The following is a 17,100-nucleotide window of genomic DNA, read 5'->3' as shown; positions in this document are numbered from 1 at the left end:
GTGTTGGAGTATCTGGAAGAAAGCGACGCTGGAAATCTGTGAAAAAGCCATAAGCGGGTCGTAGTCCATGGGTTACGTTGAACCGATCGTCCTTGACCTACGCGCAAACAGTTGACGATGAAGTTGAACGAAGCGGGTAGAAATGTGCCGTCTTTAACGCGCCATCACAACAGGGAATCTCGGAGCAACAGGTGTAAGAATTGGGGCGATAAATAGAGGTCAAGGCACAAATTCGTCAGCTTGATCGCTATGCCGGATGCGGACACGCACGATGAAGCATTTGATCGACAAAAGACGGAGCGCGTCGCGTTAAGGCGGGTTACCTACCTGATGGCACAATGAGCTCGCACGCTTGTTTGGACTCAACCAAGTTGTCGGAAACCCGGCGGACGAACGAGGAAGGGCAACTGTAATTCGTCGCCGTCGGCGCGGTTGGAAATCAGTTCCGGAAGCGACCGTAGCTGGTAAACCGCCGAGCCTCTGATTAGGCGACGGTGAGCAAGTCCACTACCATTTTAACGCCGGGTGCCGACCAGGCTGCTTGTGCCGCAAGCTTTCGATCTGCCCACACCTTCACATGCCCTTCGAGAACGACGTTGCCAGAATCGTCGACCGCCACTCGAATGTCGGATGGCTCGATCCGGGCACTTCTGTTTAACGCATCCTCGATCCTCTTCTTCACGTCAAATGACGAGACGTGTGGTCTGACCCGAATATTGTTGGCAACGTCGAACACACCCGCCAGCGCTCGGACAGCTTCCGTTGCAGCTATTTTCTGATAATTCCATTCCACTGTGCCCGTTAGTACCACCCATCCGTCCTCGACCCGAACCTGAACGGTTCCATCTGGAATGGTGGTGCTCCAGCTGAGAATATTCAAAGCGCGCTTGGCGATCTCATCGTCAGCTGTACGATGGCTACCTATTGGGCGGACTTCCATATCCTGCGCAATCCCGCGAACCCCCTTTACGCGGCACACGACGTCTGCCGCGGTATTTTTTTCTATGTAGGTCGCCACGTGACCCGTCAAAGTGACGACTCCATTTTCGACCGAGACGCCGATATTCGCGGCATTGAGGCTTGGTTCGAATTCGAGCTCGTCGATGATGTTCTGTCGCAAAACCATGTCGTTCATTGTAGTTATCCTTCATGCAAACGGCCAAAGCCGAGGCTCGAATTGTCACGCGTTCGCGCAGGATGCGCATTGATCAGGGTCAAAGAATTGGCGGCGGCGCCTGGAGGTCGAGAGCTACGGCAGTGTGCCGAACTATAACCGGTGCAGCGGATTCATGCGGAACAGATCAAAGAAGAATCGAGAATAGCATGTGCGCGTGAGTTTCAGTCGCCATCGCCTCATCATCATCGCAGTCGGCGAATCTCGAAGGATCGACGACCGGGACAAGCAAGATACACCAGTCCTCGTGATGACCGGGTTCGCCCGACCGGCCGACCGTAGGCGCGGAAGGAAAATTCGGCCCTCTAGGAGTTACTCCCCGACGCAACTCTCTGATCCCAAAGCGAAATACCGCCATACGATGGGTTCGATTTGGCCGAACTGATATTCACTTTCGCGCATGTTGACGCCGATCAAAGTGGGTGGAATACGCAACCAAGCCGTGTTCCATTAAAGTGGCCGGAAGCTTCTGTTAAGCGCACAGACTGCGGCACGCGCAGCATCGGACCGGAAATTGTCGATCGCATGCGACGATGCACGGAGCAGCGGTCCATCTTAAAAAGACCCACCGGGGCACCAATGCAGTGCTGTCATTGCCAACCCACCGCGGAAGTTGAGCAAACTGATCCCACGGCATTAAAGGCTCCGGCTTGCAGGTTTTTCGCAGAGGCCCCCATTTCACGATTTGATATTGATCAATTTCAAGGGCCACGCATGGTGCTAAGCATCAATAAACAGATCGTACAGAGGTAATATCATAGCTAGTACAAGATAAGTGATGGCTCAATCATGATTACTGCGCCTCAGCTACGAGCCGCCAGGGCCCTTCTCGGTATCGACCAGCGCCAACTGGCCGAGCTGGCGGGTGTTTCCGTTCCGACGATCCAGCGCATGGAGGCAAGCAGTCATGTGATCCGCGGTAATGTGGACTCGCTGATGCGGTTGCTTGCTGCCCTTGATGCCGCGGGGGTAGAGGTCATCAACGAAGGCGCGGTTAGCGAAGATGGTGGGCGCGGGGTGCGCCTCAAAGCACAGACCCACGTCGCGCTCTCCCGCCGGAGAGGAGCAAGACGTTCGGAGACTATGCGCGGCATAGTTGCGCCAAAATGATGCCCGTCGCGGTGGTTCTGTGGTGCATTGCGGTTCTTCTGGGAATATCGGTCCTTGCAGTGGTGATCTCGCGCTCGCCCGGAGCAACGCCGGTTATTTATGGGGCGAGCCTCAGTGTCTCGGTGGGCGCACTCGCAATCGCCTTGTTTCAATTGGTGACAGCGGCGTCGGCCCCGCTGGTAACCCTCGTCCTGCCATTTGGCTTACCGTGGCTCGGGGCGCATTTGCGGTTGGACGCGCTGGCCGCCTTCTTCCTTGTCGTCATCAATCTCGGCGCCGCGGCGGCCAGCTTCTATGGTCTTGGCTACGGCCGTCATGAGACTGCGCCGCACAGGTTGCTACCGTTCTTTCCAGCCTTTCTTGCGGGTATGAACCTGGTGATCCTGGCTGCTGACGCCTTCACCTTCCTGCTTTCATGGGAATTCATGTCGCTTGTCTCGTGGGCACTGGTGATGACACACCATCGTGACGCCGACAACAGAAGGGCGGCGTATATCTATCTCGTCATGGCAAGCTTCGGCACGCTCGCCCTGTTGCTCGGCTTCGGCCTTCTCGCCGGAGCAGCCGGGAGTTACGATTTTGCCACAATGCGGACCCACGGACACACACCCGCGGTGACCGCCCTCGTTCTCACGCTCACACTCATAGGAGCCGGATCGAAGGCCGGCCTCGTGCCTTTGCATATCTGGCTGCCACTCGCACATCCAGCCGCTCCGAGCCATGTCTCGGCCCTGATGAGCGGCGTCATGACCAAGGTCGCTGTCTATGGTTTCATCCGGATCGTTTTCGATCTGCTTGGCGAGCCAGCATGGTGGTCGGGCATGGTCGTGCTGATGCTCGGCGGTGTCACCGCTGTGGTCGGTATCCTCCATGCGCTGATGGAGCATGATCTCAAACGCCTTCTTGCCTACAGTACCATCGAAAACATAGGCATCATATTCGTGGGCCTCGGCCTTGCGCTCGCCTTTGAGGCAAATGCCATGGAACTGGCAGCTGCCCTGGCGCTGGCCGCGGCGCTGTTCCACGTCCTCAATCATTCCTTTTTCAAAAGCCTGCTCTTTTTTGGTGCTGGAGCTGTCCTGACCGCGACAGGTGAGCGGAATATGGATAAGCTCGGGGGCCTCATCCACCGTATGCCGTTCACCAGTTTTGCCTTTCTGATCGGTGCTGTCGCGATCTCCGCCCTCCCCCCCTTCAACGGATTTGTCTCGGAGTGGCTAACCTTTCAAGCGATCCTGCAAAGCCCGAATTTGCCTCAATGGGGGCTGAAGATCATGGTCCCGGCGGTCGGCGGTCTGCTTGCACTGTCGGCAGCTCTCGCCGCCGCCTGTTTTGTCAAAGCGTTTGGCATTACCTTTCTAGGACGCCCCCGAACGCTTGCCGCAGAGCGAGCCCACGAGGTCGATCGCTTTTCACTTGTTGCCATGTTTGTGTTTGCGGTCTTGTGTCTGGTGGCAGGCACCCTGCCCGGAATTATCATCGACGCGCTTGCGCCCGTGACACTCGCGCTTGTCGGTGGCCGCATGCCATTGCAGACAAGTGTGCCCTGGCTATCAATCGTACCAATCAGTGAGGGCCACAGCTCCTATAACGGACTGCTCGTGTTCGTGTTTATCGCGTTCTCCGCATCCCTCACTGCTTCCTGCGTCCATCTTTTTGCCTCGCGGGCGCTCCGCCGCGCACCCGCCTGGGACTGCGGGTTTCCCGAATCGGCCACGCAAACCCAGTATACGTCCGCCAGCTTTGCACAACCCATTCTGAGGGTGTTCGGCACGCTACTTTTTCAAGCGCGGGAGACTGTCCAAATGCCAGCACCTGGAGATCCCAGGCCAGCACGATTCACACTAAAAAAGCGCGATCTGATCTGGGAGGGCGTTTATGAGCCGATCGCGGGTGCTGTCTGGTATATCGCAGAACGGCTCAACCACGTGCAGTTCCTGACCATCCGGCGCTACCTTAGCCTGGTCTTTCTTGCCCTTGTCATCCTGCTTCTGGTCCTCGCGATATGGTCGTGATTTTCGATCTCCTCATCCAAGGTGCGCAGATGGCGTCAGTGCTGTTGCTCGCGCCGCTGCTGACTGGCTTTGTACGCAAAATCAAGGCACGGTTGCTGCGGCGGCAGGGCCCCTCTGCCATCCAGCCCTATCGCGACCTCATACGGCTGCTGCGCAAGGAAGTCGTACTGGCAGAGAATGCATCCTGGCTGTTCCGTGTGACCCCTTACCTCATTTTCGCCTTTACTTGGGTCGCCGCCTCGATCATCCCGACCTTTGCCACAGATCTCACGTTCAGCTGGACCGCGGACTTGATCGCAATTGCGGCTTTGCTTGGCAGCGCGCGCTTCTTCCTTGCTCTTGCCGGCATGGATGTTGGTACGAGTTTCGGCGGCATCGGATCAAGCCGCGAGGTGATGATTGCAACCCTCGCGGAGCCCGCAATGCTCCTCACCATCTTTACACTCGCCCTGATCGCCGGCTCAACGCAACTTTCCACAATAGCTGCCGTCATGATCTCATCGCATGTTGGCTTGCGCGTCTCGCTCGGAATGGCACTGATCGCCCTCATTATGGTGGCCATCGCCGAGAACGCCCGTATTCCCGTTGACAATCCGGCAACCCATCTGGAATTGACCATGGTCCATGAGGCGATGGTCCTTGAATATTCCGGCCGCCATCTGGCAATGATCGAGCTTGCGGCGTTCCTCAAGCTGCTGCTCTATATATCGTTGATCTCCTGCATATTCTTGCCCTGGAACCTGGCAGCCCCAGGCGCCGGAATTACGGCCTATATTCTTGGCATGGTTGCGTATATTGCCAAGCTGGCGATTGGTGCCGTTCTTCTTGCCCTGTTCGAGACGGCGACCGCCAAGATGAGGGTTTTCCGCGTACCTGAATTCCTTGGTGCAGCTCTCATGCTCGGCATGCTCGCCACACTCCTGCTGTTCGTCTCAAGGAGCCTGTAATGCACGGCCTCACCTTCGATATTGCACATTTGCTGGCTGGTGGCCTCGTGCTGGTGAGCTTCATGATGCTCTATCAGGATCGTCTTTATTCCCTGCTCAACATGTTCGCCCTGCATTCCATGGTGCTCACGCTGTCAGTCGCCTGGCAGGCATATGTCCAACACGCACCGCATCTCTACGTGACGGCAGCAATCGCCCTCCTCTTCAAGGCCACCATCATTCCCGTTGTGCTGCACCGCATGATCCGGAGAATGGGCATTCATCGCGAGATCGAAACCGTCGTTGGTATTGGTCCCACCATGTTTGCGGGTATGGGACTGGTTGCACTTTCCATGGTCGTGATGTTGCGGGTCACGCAAGGTGCCGATGCGTTAGCCCGCGAGGACCTCGCCTTCGCCTTGTCGGTTTTGCTGCTTGGCCTGCTGGTCATGGTCACGCGCCGCAACGCCGTCAGCCAGATCGTCGGGTTTATGTCGCTTGAGAATGGGCTGGTGCTTGCCGCAACGGGTGCAAAAGGGATGCCCTTGGTCGTCGAGATCAGTGTGGCCTTCTCAATTCTCATCGCCTTCATCGTCATTGGCGTGTTTCTGTTCCGCATCCGCGAGCGGTTCGATACCGTGGATGTTCGGGCACTCGACGACTTCAAGGGGAAGCGACGCAGATGAACCCGCTAGCGTTCAATCCGATCGTTGGCGTCCTTTTGATACCAGCCAGCGCGGCAGTGCTCCTGGCGCTGCTTCCTGGGTACCGGATGTCGGCGCGGTTGAACGTGTTTGCAAGCTTGCTCACTTTTATTGCAGCACTGCTCCTGTTCATCACTGAACGGCCGCAACCAGGTCGCTATTTCCTCATCGACGATCTCAACATTGTCTTTATCGTCCTCAACACGTTTGTCGGTTTCACCACCAGCGTCTTCAGCGCCAACTATATCGCGCATGAACTGGAAAGCGGCCGGCTGACACCAGCGAACCTCCGTTTCTATCATGCCATGTACCAGATCATGATGTTCGGCATGAACCTCGCATTCGTGTCGAACAATATCGGCCTGATGTGGGTTGCCGTGGAGCTTTCCACGCTCACGACGGTCTTGATGGTCGGCATTTACCGCACCCATGAAGCACTTGAGGCCGCTTGGAAGTATTTCATCCTGGGCAGTGTCGGTATCGCATTTGCGCTGTTCGGCACTATCCTTGTCTATATGGCGGCGCAGCCCGTGGTCGGAGAAGGCTACGACGCCATGGCCTGGACACTGCTGGTTCAACACGCCGCCGCCTTCGATCCTGCACTTTTGAATGTCGCCTTCGTGTTCCTGCTGCTTGGCTATGGCACCAAGGTTGGCCTCGCTCCCCTGCATGCCTGGCTGCCCGACGCCCACGCTGAAGGACCTACACCGATCTCAGCGGTGCTATCGGGTCTGCTTTTAAATGTCGCTCTTTATGCGGTCCTGCGTTTCAAGATTCTGATCGCCGCAAGCCCGCAAGCGATCGCGCCAGGACCTTTGATGGTGACAATGGGCCTGACGTCGCTCGTTTTTGCGGGTTTCATGCTCTATCGCCGGCGCGACATCAAACGCATGTTCGCCTATTCCTCGATCGAGCACATGGGTATCATTGTCTTTGCATTTGGCATGGGTGGCCCGCTCGCCAATTTTGCCGGACTTCTGCACATGGTGATGCACAGCCTGACCAAGTCTGCAATCTTCTACGCCGTCGGCCACATCGCCCAGATCAAGGGCACGCAAAGGCTCTCCAGCATCCGTGGCCTCACCGAAAGCCATCCCGGCCTTGGCTGGGGCCTGGTGATGGGCGTTGTCGCCATCGCGGGCCTGCCGCCGCTCGGAATCTTCATGAGTGAATTCCTGGTGGTGAGCTCCACATTCGCCAGGCAGCCGGTGCTCGCGATCCTGCTGGTGTTCGGGCTGCTGATCGCCTTTGGCGCATTGCTGTTGCGGTTGACCGGTATCGCCTTTGGCCAACCACGCGGCAGCACCGCGCCGATTGAGGCGTCCTATATGCCGATGTATTCCCACCTTGCCCTGGTGCTCGGCGGCGGCATCTATCTTCCGCCGCCCCTGGTCGCCTGGTTTCAGCATATCGCCCACGTTCTCGGATGATGCGGAAGGAGCCATTCGATATGCCGTCACTCACCGATCTCATCTTGCAGGGCAGCCCGGTTGAACGGCACCGTCCTTGGCCCTGCGCTGTCATCGATCAAGCGGGTTGGATATCGACGGCAACCGCACTGGCGGATGGTCACTGGATTCTGCTCGGCCTTTGGGGGGAAGCGAACGCTGTTCACATGGCGCTCCTTGAAGAATCCTCGTCCAACATCGGTATCGTCCGCCTGGAACATATCGAAGGCAGCTATCCCTCCATAGCACACTATCATCCGCCAGCACTTCGCCTGGAGCGAGCAATTCGCGATCTGGTGGGGCTAGAAGCACTGGGCATTCCTGATCAACGGCCGTGGCTCGACCACGGTCGTTGGGGCTTGCGCTCACCCTTGGGCCACCGCAGTGATGCACAGCCTGAATCAACTGTTTACGAATTCCTGCCTACCGAAGGACAAGGCTTGCACCAAATCCCGGTTGGCCCCGTACATGCGGGTATTATAGAACCGGGACATTTCCGTTTCACCGCCAGCGGCGAAACCGTGGTACGCCTCGAAGAGCGCCTTGGATATGCACACAAAGGCATCGAGGCACTCCTGGTGGGAGCGGACCTCGATCGGGCAGTGTGCATCGTTGGCCGAACCTCGGGTGACAGCACTGTCGCGTATGCCTTTGCCTTCTCTCGTGCCGTTGAGTCCGCCTTAGAGCTTGAAGTACCGCCACGGGCCATCTGGTTGCGCGCGCTGATGGCCGAGTTGGAGCGACTGGCCAACCATCTCGGCGATATTGGAGCCATTTGCAATGACGCTGCGTTTGCGCTGATGCACGCCCATTGCGGTGTGTTGCGCGAGCGCGTCCTGCGCGCCGCTGATACCGCTTTTGGCCATCGCATGATGCGCGACAAGATCATTCCTGGCGGTGTTACAACGGATTTGAGCGATGCGGCGGCGCTCATCCTTCGGGCGCTCATCACAGAAATCCGGCAGCGGTTTATGCCCTTGGTGGAACTTTATGATAATACCGCATCGCTGCAGGACCGGACGGTCGCGACAGGTGTGCTCAAGCCTGCCCTTGCCCGCCAATATGGCGCGGGCGGTTATGTCGGGCGAGCCTCGGGACGCAGTTTCGATGCTCGCCGTATTCTTTCCTATCCGCCCTATGACCGCCTTCGCTTCGAAGTGCCCGTCTTGAGCGAAGGCGACGTCAATGCCCGTATCTGGATTCGTATTCGCGAGGTTGAACAAAGCCTCTCGCTTGTCGAGCAGATCCTGGAACAATTGCCAAACGGTCCCGTGCGTACTGCAATTCCGGAAAATCACGAACCGCGCGAGGGCTCGGCCCTGGTCGAAGGCTTCCGGGGTGACATCCTGATCTGGCTTCGCCTCACCTGCGACGGCAGTATTGACCGATGTCACCTGCGCGATCCGTCCTGGTTCCAATGGCCGCTTCTCGAAGCGGTGATCGAGGGTAATATCGTCGCCGATTTCCCGCTTTGCAACAAATCGTTCAATTGTTCCTATTCGGGTCACGATCTGTAGAGGCACCCCGCCATGCGCAAACTTTTCTTTGAAACTCTGCTCCAGCCACCCCTGACCGAACAGTTACCACAACCGGATGAGACCTCCCTTATCTCGCTTGCGATAGCTATAGACAGTGCCGCTCGCCGGCGTCTTGGCCGCAGCCTGTCAGTCCGCGCGGTTGATGCTGGATCCTGCAACGGCTGCGAGCTGGAGTTACACGCCCTCAGCAACGCCTTCTACGACATCGAACGCCTTGGCATCCGGTTTGTTGCCTCGCCCAGGCATGCTGACGTGCTGTTCGTGACCGGACCCGTCACCAAGAACATGCGCGAGGCTCTGGAGCGAACCTACAATGCCACACCCAATCCCAAATGGGTCGTTTCCATCGGCCGCTGTGCCCTTGATGGAGGCTGCTTTGCGGGCAGCTATGCTGTTGTCGGTGGCGTGTCGGAAGTGGTGCCGGTCGATCTTCATATTCCCGGCTGCCCGCCAGCGCCGATTGAGATCCTGAAAGGGCTGCTCGCGCTATTGGCTCATACAAATATGGAGATTCGTGTGACGAGGACATGGCTAGCAGACGAGGATTAGTCCATGAAATATATGGTTCCGATCCTTCTCGGCGATCCTGAACTTTGCAAGAGGGCCCGCGACCAGCGGTTGCACAAGGGCGGCCTTTACGTCCAGCCGATCGACGATCCGACTGTGCCGTTGCACTCAACGCCTGCGCATCACGCCGACGCCATTCCACCAGATTTGAATGGAGAAATGCTCCACGCCTGTCCTTGTGCCTGACTTCTCGTTCATGAGGATTTAGGTATATGGAAATTTGGACCGAGATGACTCTGATGCGTGATGGATATCTCTACGGGATCGTTGCTCGCCGCGATCGTAACTCTAATCAGTCCAGAAATGATCCCGCCGAACTGGGTGGCAAACGCGATTTCTGCGCCATTGCGTCCTACGGGGCGATACGGGTCACGCGAGACAACTGGGTAGGACGCTGATCGTATACGCGTACCCCAAAGGACATGATCAGCGACCGCCTGAAGTTCGTGGCAGTAGAGCGGCAAAAAAGGATCAAATTGCTCGGCCCGTGCCGCTATTCGACGGCATTTGCGTTTCTTTCATCAAGCGCCAAACCATGCCGTGCGCTTGCCGTAACTTCGTTCCAGGCATCGCGTCCCGTCCACTTCGCCGCCGTCGATATTGCGCAGGTGCGCAACGCCCAAGCGTGCGAGAAATCAGATTCATTCTCGATCGCCAGGTCAAACACCACGATTGATGTAGATCAACGCTTCATAAGTTCCCGTCCGCTAGTTTCATCAGACGGACGAAGCATTTCGGATTCCGCCGGCTTCGTACGGTTTTGGCTCAAGTTTGTCTGGCGGAGCACCGCACGGAGGACCTTTGATGGAAACACCACTAGCTGATCGCATCGCGGCTGATCCGAACTATCAGTTGCTGAAATCGAAGCGCTCGCGCTTTGGATGGACGCTGACCTTGGCGATGATGATCGTCTATTATGGTTTCATCCTGCTCATTGCGTTCAAAAAGGACCTTCTGGCGGTACGGATGGGGGACGGCGTGATGACTTGGGGAATTCCTATCGGATTTGGGGTCATCGTGTTCACGATCGCCATCACAGCTCTCTACGTCAACCGAGCCAACAGCGAGTTCGACGAACTTTCCGAAAAGGTGAAGTTGGAGGCACTAAAGTGATGTCCGCTCGCACGATACTATGGAGGGCTACCTGTATAGCAACCCTCGTCGCACTGCCGACGATGGTGTTGGCCGCAGGCGGCGATCTCGGCACCGCCGTTAAGCAGCCAACGAACTGGACGGCGATCACCATGTTCGCGTTTTTCGTTGTGGGAACCCTTTTCATCACGAAGTGGGCAGCATCCAAGACCAAGTCCGCCGCCGATTTCTACACCGCCGGCGGTGGAATTACCGGGTTCCAGAATGGGCTGGCGATCGCCGGCGACTACATGTCGGCGGCCTCATTCCTTGGAATCTCGGCAGCAGTGATGGCCTCGGGCTACGACGGATTGATCTATTCGATCGGGTTCCTGGTAGGATGGCCGGTGATAACATTCCTGATGGCAGAGCGGCTACGCAACCTCGGCAAGTTCACATTCGCGGACGTGGCCGCGTTCCGCTTCGCACAGACGCCTGTGCGCATCTTCGCCGCATTGGGCACCCTCGTGGTGGTGGCCTTCTACCTGATTGCCCAGATGGTCGGAGCGGGCCAGTTGATCAAGCTGCTGTTCGGATTAGACTACTGGATGGCTGTGGTCATTGTCGGCGCTCTGATGATGGTCTATGTGCTATTTGGAGGGATGACGGCGACGACCTGGGTGCAGATCATCAAGGCCTGCCTGTTACTTGGCGGGGCGACCTTTATGGCCTTTATGGTTATGCTCAAGTACGGTTTCAGCCCGGAGGCGCTTTTCGGCAGTGCAGTAGAGATCAAGACTCAAATTGCCACTAAGGCTGGTGATGCACCGGATGTCGCAGCACTGAAAGGGTCCTCGATCATGGGCCCAGGCACCTTTATCAAGGACCCGATCTCCGCGATTTCGTTTGGAATGGCGCTAATGTTTGGCACCGCCGGGCTGCCGCACATTCTTATGCGCTTCTTCACGGTGCCAAGCGCTAAGGAGGCGCGCAAATCGGTAATGTGGGCAACCGGGTGGATTGGCTACTTCTATCTGTTGACCTTCATCATTGGGTTCGGTGCAATCACCTTTGTGATGACCGACCCGGCCTTCCTTGACAGTAAGGGTACGCTGATCGGCGGTAACAACATGGCTGCGGTACACTTGGCAAAGGCTGTTGGTGGAAACGTGTTTCTCGGCTTTATTTCTGCGGTGGCGTTCGCAACGATCCTTGCGGTGGTCGCCGGGTTGACCTTGTCAGGCGCGTCAGCCGTTTCGCATGATCTTTATTCGACGGTCGTCAAGGCCGGCAAGGCCGACAGCGCCTCCGAACTACGTGTCTCGCGTGTCACGACGGTAGCCTTGGGCGTATTGGCGGTCCTGCTCGGAATTGTGTTCGAGAAACAGAACATTGCCTTCATGGTATCGCTCGCATTCGCGATCGCCGCGTCGGCGAACTTCCCGGTGCTGTTCATGTCGGTACTATGGAAGGACTGCACCACGCGGGGCGCGGTCATTGGCGGCTTTCTCGGATTGATCTCGTCGGTCGGGTTGACGGTGCTGTCGCCGTCGGTCTGGGAAGCCACGCTCGGTAATCCAGTGGGTTCCGCGCCATTCCCCTATACGTCTCCGGCGCTGTTCTCGGTAACGATCGGCTTTGTCGGGATCTGGCTCTTTTCGCTGCTGGACCATAGCGTGCGCGCGAAGATTGATCGTGCTGGCTTCGCAGCACAGCAGGTCCGTTCGGAAACGGGTATCGGGGCGTCGGAGGCGTCAGGGCATTGAATGATTGATGAACATGCGGCAATCAGATCCAACCGTAACCAAAGCGCAGGAGGTGGCGGGAGATCCGCCACCCAAAGTCGGCCTCGTCGATAAAGGGCTGGCCGATCCCACATTTCGCGAACGGCGCGAGTTCGTTTCACTGATGGCATCGAAGGTGGGCGACGCGCATTTGCGCAAGCCTTTTTTCGTCGACGGTGCTACCGACGTCGTCACCTTGTGCCACGAGCTCTCACGACGCGGTCTAAGCGACGCACTTGTAAACGATGGCGAGCGCCTCGGCATTTTCACCACGACCAATCTGAGGGAGGCCGTGTTGCGGCCCGAACCAATGGCGGAGCTTGCGGTGCGCGAGGTCACCACGTTCGAGCCATGGTCTGTCTCCGTGAAAGACGAGCTCTACGATGCTATGATTCTGATGTTGCGCCACCGTATCCATCGCGTCGTTGTGCGTAAAGGCGACGCGGTTGTCGGGGTGTTGAGTCAGCTCGATCTGATGGCCTTCGTCGCCAGTCACTCACACTTGATTGCCCTTCAGGCGATACAAGCAACCAATCTGGGGGAACTCAAGGCTGCGGCGCGGCAGATCAACAGCCTGATCAAGGTACTGCACGAGGACGGCGTGCGGGTCGAGGTCATCACTGGTCTCGTGGGCGAGCTTAACAGGCAGATATTCCTCCGCCTTTGGGAACTTCTCGCGCCGGAGCCACTGCGCGCGAACAGTTGCCTCATCGTCCTGGGCAGCGAAGGTCGAGGGGAGCAAATCATCAAGACCGACCAAGACAACGCCCTGCTACTGCGCGATGGCTTCGTCTTCGAGGGGCTTGAGGAGGTCACCCAGTCCTTCACATCCGCGCTTATCGATTTTGGGTATCCATCCTGTCCAGGCGGCATCATGCTGAGTCGCCCGCTATGGCGTCAACCGCTCTGCGGGTTTCGGGACTCGTTGCGGCAATGGATCCATGGTACCGATCCGCAGGGACTTTTGAACCTGGCGATATTTCTTGATGCCGCGGTGGTAGCGGGCGACGCAGCGTTGCTCGAACAAGCGCGTGACCATGTCGATCACCTCTTGTCCGACAGCGACGCTTTCTACGCGCACTTCGCGAGCGCCGTGGATCAGTTCGGCGGTGACGGCAGCTGGTGGCATCGACTTCCTGGCTTGCGCGGTCGCGCTGCCGCTGAGATCGATTTGAAGAAGCTCGGCATCTTTCCGCTTGTGCACGGCGTGCGGGCGCTCGCACTGCAATATCGTGTCCGCGCACTGGGCACTGTGGCGCGGCTGCGCGCTCTGGTCGCGGCGGATCGCATCGACGAAGCGCTCGCCCGTGACCTCATCGACGCAATCCACTTCCTCATAGGCCTGAAGCTCGCAAGCAACTTGCGGCAGATGGCCGACGGACGCGCGCCGGACAACGCGATCCGCCTCGCCGAACTCGGCTCGCTTGAACGACAGGCCCTGAAGGATTCCCTCGCGATTGTACGTCGGTTCAGACATTGGCTGGGCAGGCACTACAAGTTCGACTCGATATGAAATGTTGCCTTCGTACCAAGAATGCTGTGAGGGCTCACCATGAGGTTCAATGGCCTAGCCGACATCGAGCCAAACATTGTGGGGTGGCTCAAGTTCATCGTGAAGCGGGAGGGCTACGCTGATGCCGACACGGCCCAGCCTTTGTTGAAGGGCGCCCTGATGCACAAAAATCGGAAAATGCTCTCATGAAGTCCGACCGCCGCCTAGTATTGGTGATGCTTGCGCCTGGCGCGGCGCTGGCGGCATGGCTGCTGCTCGGGGGAGCCGTGATCTGGATGACGCTGGCCCCCTTGGAGCGAGCGGGTGTTGATGCGGTGATCGGCCCACTCCTTTCCTCACATGGCGTCCTACCGGTGGCGTGGTGGCTGGTCGCGGCCGCGTTGATGGCTTGGGCCGCCTGTCGGCTCTACGAAGCCCACGTGGCCGAAACGGCACGGCTGGCAGATGCGACAAAGGTATTGATCGGCGACGTGACCGCGCCCGACTTGGTTCCGCGCGGCGGTGCGGTCGCGCGCGATCTGACTGTTGCGATAAATGACCTTGCCGCGGCACGCCGGGCGCTGCAGGAGGAAATGGCGTGTCTGGCGGCCCAAACGAGCCGGGCTGTGGCCGAGCAGCGCGACCAGCTGGGCGCGCTTATGGCCGATCTGAACCAGTGCGTGGTGGTCTGCAACCTCGAGGGGCGGATTCTTCTTTACAACAAGCGCGCGCGGCAGCTGTTTTGTGGGCCCTCACCCACGTTTCAGGGAGCCGGAGGCTCTGAGTTGATTGGGCTGGGCCGTTCGATCCACGGCGTGTTTGACCCGCTGCTAATCGCGCACGCGCTTGAGACAGTCGAGCGGCGCTTAGCGAGAGGCGACGAGGCCGCTGCAGTATCAGCCAGGTTCGTGACCGGGACGCCCGCGGGACATTTGCTTCGCGTTAGCCTGGCTCCGGTGTGCCATGCCACATCGGACAAGCCGGCGCTCACTGGCTTCATGCTACTCCTGGACGACATTACCGAAGAGTACGAAGCGCATACGCGGCACGATCGGCAGCTGCTCGAATTTACCGACGCGAGCCGGGCTTCGTTCGCCAGCATGCAGGTCGCCCTCGACATACTCGGCCATCCAAACCTCGAGGCGGAGAAGCGCGATCATTTACGCAAGATCGTGCAGGACGAGGTGTCCGCGATGAGCGTGCGGCTCGCAGCTCTTGCCGCGGAGACATCGCACGATCATCTGACGCGTTGGCCGTTGCAAGAAATGCTCGGAGCCGACCTTGTAGCTGCCGCCGTGACACGGATCGCTGCGGTTACTGGACAGCAGGTGGAACGAAATGGCGTTGAAGGAAATTTGTGGCTGTACGTCGACAGCTTTGCGATAATCCAAGTGCTGACGTTCCTCGCGCGCCGCCTTACCAAGGCGATCGACCGCCCTAATCTTGGAATCCGGCTCACTCGAGCAGGTGATCGCGCCCACCTTGACCTGATCTGGCCCAGCGAGGATGCCAGTGCCGAGATTTTTGACTGGCAGACAGTTGAAATGCAGGTTGATGACGCCCTTTCGGTGCGCGACGTGGCGAAACGGCACGGCGGAGAGGCGTGGCTAGAGCACGACCGCAAGCACAGACTATCGTTTTTCCGCTTCCTGCTGCCGCTGGCGACGGACGAGCCTGCCGCTGCGGTGACCCGGGAGGGCAGCCGACCCGAATATTATGATTTCGACCTCTTCACAGCCAGTGAAAATAACCACGCACTCGACGAACGTTTGTTGGAGAACATCACCTACACGGTGTTCGACACGGAGACCACCGGCCTCTACCCTGCGCATGGCGACGAGATCATCCAGATTGGAGCAACCCGCATCGTTAACGGCAAGCTGCTCTCCGGCGAGTGCTTCGACCAACTAGTCGATCCCCAGCGCATCATTCCCGAAGCGTCGATCCCGATCCATGGGATCCGACAGGCTATGGTTCGCGGGAAGCCGTCGATCGCCGAGGTGCTACCAGCGTTCCGGGCTTTTGCCATTGATACGGTACTCGTCGGGCACAACGTGGCCTTTGATATGCGCTTTATCAAGCTTAAAGAGTCTGTGAGTGGCGTGAGGTTCGATCAGCCCGTGTTAGATACCATGCTCTTGTCAAGCCTGGTGCATCCGCACGAGGAGTCGCACGATCTCGACTCGATAGGCGCGCGTCTGGGCGTGACAATTTCCGACCGTCACACGGCCCTCGGCGATGCGCTGACGACAGCCAAAGTGTTCCTCAAAATGATCCCACTCTTGCGCGGGCGGGGCATCCTCACGCTAGGTCAGGCACGCGAGGCAGAGCAAAACTCTTATTATTCGCGGCTGCGATACTGAAACACGGAGCACACGGCAGCCTCAAGGACAGGTTCGCTGCTCACACCGCAACAACCAGTCATCCCGTCAGCAACCGAGATCCAATGCGGCGCCTCAATCGCCCAAAGCCAAGAAAGACGGGCGATCGATTGATGGGCGACTTTCGCCTAACGCTGCTATTGATATGGATCAATGCGTTCCGCAGCCACCCGTGGTGTTATGCGCACTCCACTGGGAGGAATTCTATGATCAGCTTGATGAAGGTAGCGGCTGTCCGCGAATTGTGCAGAGCCGCAGGAATTTGCGATGTGCAGGTTCCGCAAGGAAACACAGACTGCATTCATCAGTCATTCGAGACGAACACGGCTGCTGTGATATAGCGGCGGTCTCCCAACACGCACGCGTTCTCGTTTTCAAGAGGGCGTTTGATTTCAAGCATCTTTCATTTGAATTTACCGCCGCGGGGAGCAGTTGTTTCGTAGGTCCAGCGGCTTGCCAAGAGATAACACACTAAGGAGGAAATTGATGTCCGAGAAGGTTTATCCGGTGCTGGCAAGCGCGAAGAAAAACGCGCTCATCGACAATGATACCTATCACAGCTGGTATAAGCAGAGCATCAAGGACCCCGAAAAGTTCTGGGCCAAGCACGGCAAGCGTATCGACTGGTTCAAGCCCTTTACCAAGGTCAAGAATACGTCTTTCGAGGGCAAGGTCTCGATCAAATGGTTCGAGGACGGCGTCACCAACGTTTCCTACAACTGCGTCGACCGACACCTTAAAAAGCGCGGCGACCAGGTCGCGATCATCTGGGAAGGCGACAATCCCTATCTCGACAAGAAGATCACCTACAACGAGCTTTACGAGCAAGTTTGCCGTCTCGCCAATGTGCTGAAGAAACACGGCGTCAAGAAAGGCGATCGGGTCACCAT

At 57.9% G+C, this 17,100-nt stretch carries 14 protein-coding genes and 1 pseudogene; 14 read left to right on the top strand and 1 reads right to left on the bottom strand.

Annotated features, from left to right (window positions below; genetic code table 11):
• Positions 1-484 precede the first annotated feature (484 nt).
• A complete protein-coding gene (locus AAAB35_RS17620; RefSeq protein WP_340669577.1) occupies positions 485-1,135 on the bottom strand; it encodes a BON domain-containing protein in 651 nt (216 codons plus the stop codon).
• Positions 1,136-1,963: 828 nt separating this feature from the next.
• Between AAAB35_RS17620 and AAAB35_RS17615 the strand changes: the two genes are divergently transcribed.
• The 14 genes and pseudogenes from AAAB35_RS17615 to AAAB35_RS17550 form a co-directional block, all read left to right on the top strand.
• Positions 1,964-2,284: a helix-turn-helix transcriptional regulator gene (locus AAAB35_RS17615; RefSeq protein ID WP_340669576.1), complete on the top strand. Its 321-nt coding sequence runs from the start codon at positions 1,964-1,966 to the stop codon at positions 2,282-2,284.
• The gene (gene hyfB, locus AAAB35_RS17610) at positions 2,281-4,299 is read left to right on the top strand and encodes a hydrogenase 4 subunit B (RefSeq protein WP_340669575.1); all 2,019 of its coding nucleotides are present in this window, start codon (positions 2,281-2,283) and stop codon (positions 4,297-4,299) included. Before AAAB35_RS17615 ends, hyfB begins: the two co-directional genes overlap by 4 nt.
• The gene (locus AAAB35_RS17605; protein ID WP_340669574.1) at positions 4,290-5,246 is read left to right on the top strand and encodes an NADH-quinone oxidoreductase subunit H; all 957 of its coding nucleotides are present in this window, start codon (positions 4,290-4,292) and stop codon (positions 5,244-5,246) included. The genes hyfB and AAAB35_RS17605 overlap by 10 nt, the downstream gene beginning before the upstream one ends.
• Positions 5,246-5,911, top strand: coding sequence for a hydrogenase-4 component E (locus AAAB35_RS17600; RefSeq protein WP_340669573.1), 666 nt, complete (start codon positions 5,246-5,248; stop codon positions 5,909-5,911). The genes AAAB35_RS17605 and AAAB35_RS17600 overlap by 1 nt, the downstream gene beginning before the upstream one ends.
• Positions 5,908-7,359 carry a hydrogenase 4 subunit F gene (locus tag AAAB35_RS17595; protein ID WP_340669572.1) on the top strand — a complete coding sequence of 484 codons (1,452 nt, stop codon included), beginning with the start codon at positions 5,908-5,910 and terminating at the stop codon, positions 7,357-7,359. The genes AAAB35_RS17600 and AAAB35_RS17595 overlap by 4 nt, the downstream gene beginning before the upstream one ends.
• Before the next feature lie 20 nt (positions 7,360-7,379).
• Positions 7,380-8,894, top strand: a complete 1,515-nt coding sequence (locus AAAB35_RS17590) for a nickel-dependent hydrogenase large subunit (protein WP_340669571.1) — start codon at positions 7,380-7,382, stop codon at positions 8,892-8,894.
• A 12-nt stretch (positions 8,895-8,906) separates the two neighbouring features.
• Positions 8,907-9,464 carry an NADH-quinone oxidoreductase subunit B family protein gene (locus tag AAAB35_RS17585; RefSeq protein WP_340669570.1) on the top strand — a complete coding sequence of 186 codons (558 nt, stop codon included), beginning with the start codon at positions 8,907-8,909 and terminating at the stop codon, positions 9,462-9,464.
• A 9-nt stretch (positions 9,465-9,473) separates the two neighbouring features.
• A pseudogene (locus tag AAAB35_RS17580) lies at positions 9,474-9,624 on the top strand (5-aminolevulinate synthase); the annotation flags it as partial.
• Positions 9,625-9,694: 70 nt separating this feature from the next.
• Positions 9,695-9,880 (top strand): hypothetical protein, encoded by a 186-nt coding sequence (locus AAAB35_RS17575; RefSeq protein WP_340669569.1) that lies wholly within the window; start codon positions 9,695-9,697, stop codon positions 9,878-9,880.
• A 406-nt stretch (positions 9,881-10,286) separates the two neighbouring features.
• On the top strand, positions 10,287-10,595 hold the full coding sequence (locus tag AAAB35_RS17570) for a DUF485 domain-containing protein (protein WP_340669568.1): 309 nt from the start codon (positions 10,287-10,289) through the stop codon (positions 10,593-10,595).
• Positions 10,595-12,319, top strand: coding sequence for a cation acetate symporter (locus AAAB35_RS17565; protein WP_340669567.1), 1,725 nt, complete (start codon positions 10,595-10,597; stop codon positions 12,317-12,319). The genes AAAB35_RS17570 and AAAB35_RS17565 overlap by 1 nt, the downstream gene beginning before the upstream one ends.
• 13 nt (positions 12,320-12,332) lie before the next feature.
• Positions 12,333-13,850, top strand: coding sequence for a putative nucleotidyltransferase substrate binding domain-containing protein (locus AAAB35_RS17560; protein WP_340669566.1), 1,518 nt, complete (start codon positions 12,333-12,335; stop codon positions 13,848-13,850).
• 185 nt (positions 13,851-14,035) lie between these two features.
• Positions 14,036-16,192, top strand: a complete 2,157-nt coding sequence (locus AAAB35_RS17555) for an exonuclease domain-containing protein (RefSeq protein ID WP_340669565.1) — start codon at positions 14,036-14,038, stop codon at positions 16,190-16,192.
• A 504-nt stretch (positions 16,193-16,696) separates the two neighbouring features.
• Positions 16,697-17,100 (top strand): acetyl-coenzyme A synthetase N-terminal domain-containing protein (locus AAAB35_RS17550; RefSeq protein WP_340669564.1); only part of this gene is annotated, 404 nt, incomplete at its 3' end.

This window comes from Phyllobacterium sp. (assembly GCF_037994425.1).
Classification (GTDB): Bacteria; Pseudomonadota; Alphaproteobacteria; order Rhizobiales; family Rhizobiaceae; genus Phyllobacterium.
Note: the sequence above shows the minus strand (reverse complement) of the source record. Positions and strands in the feature narration are given on the sequence as shown.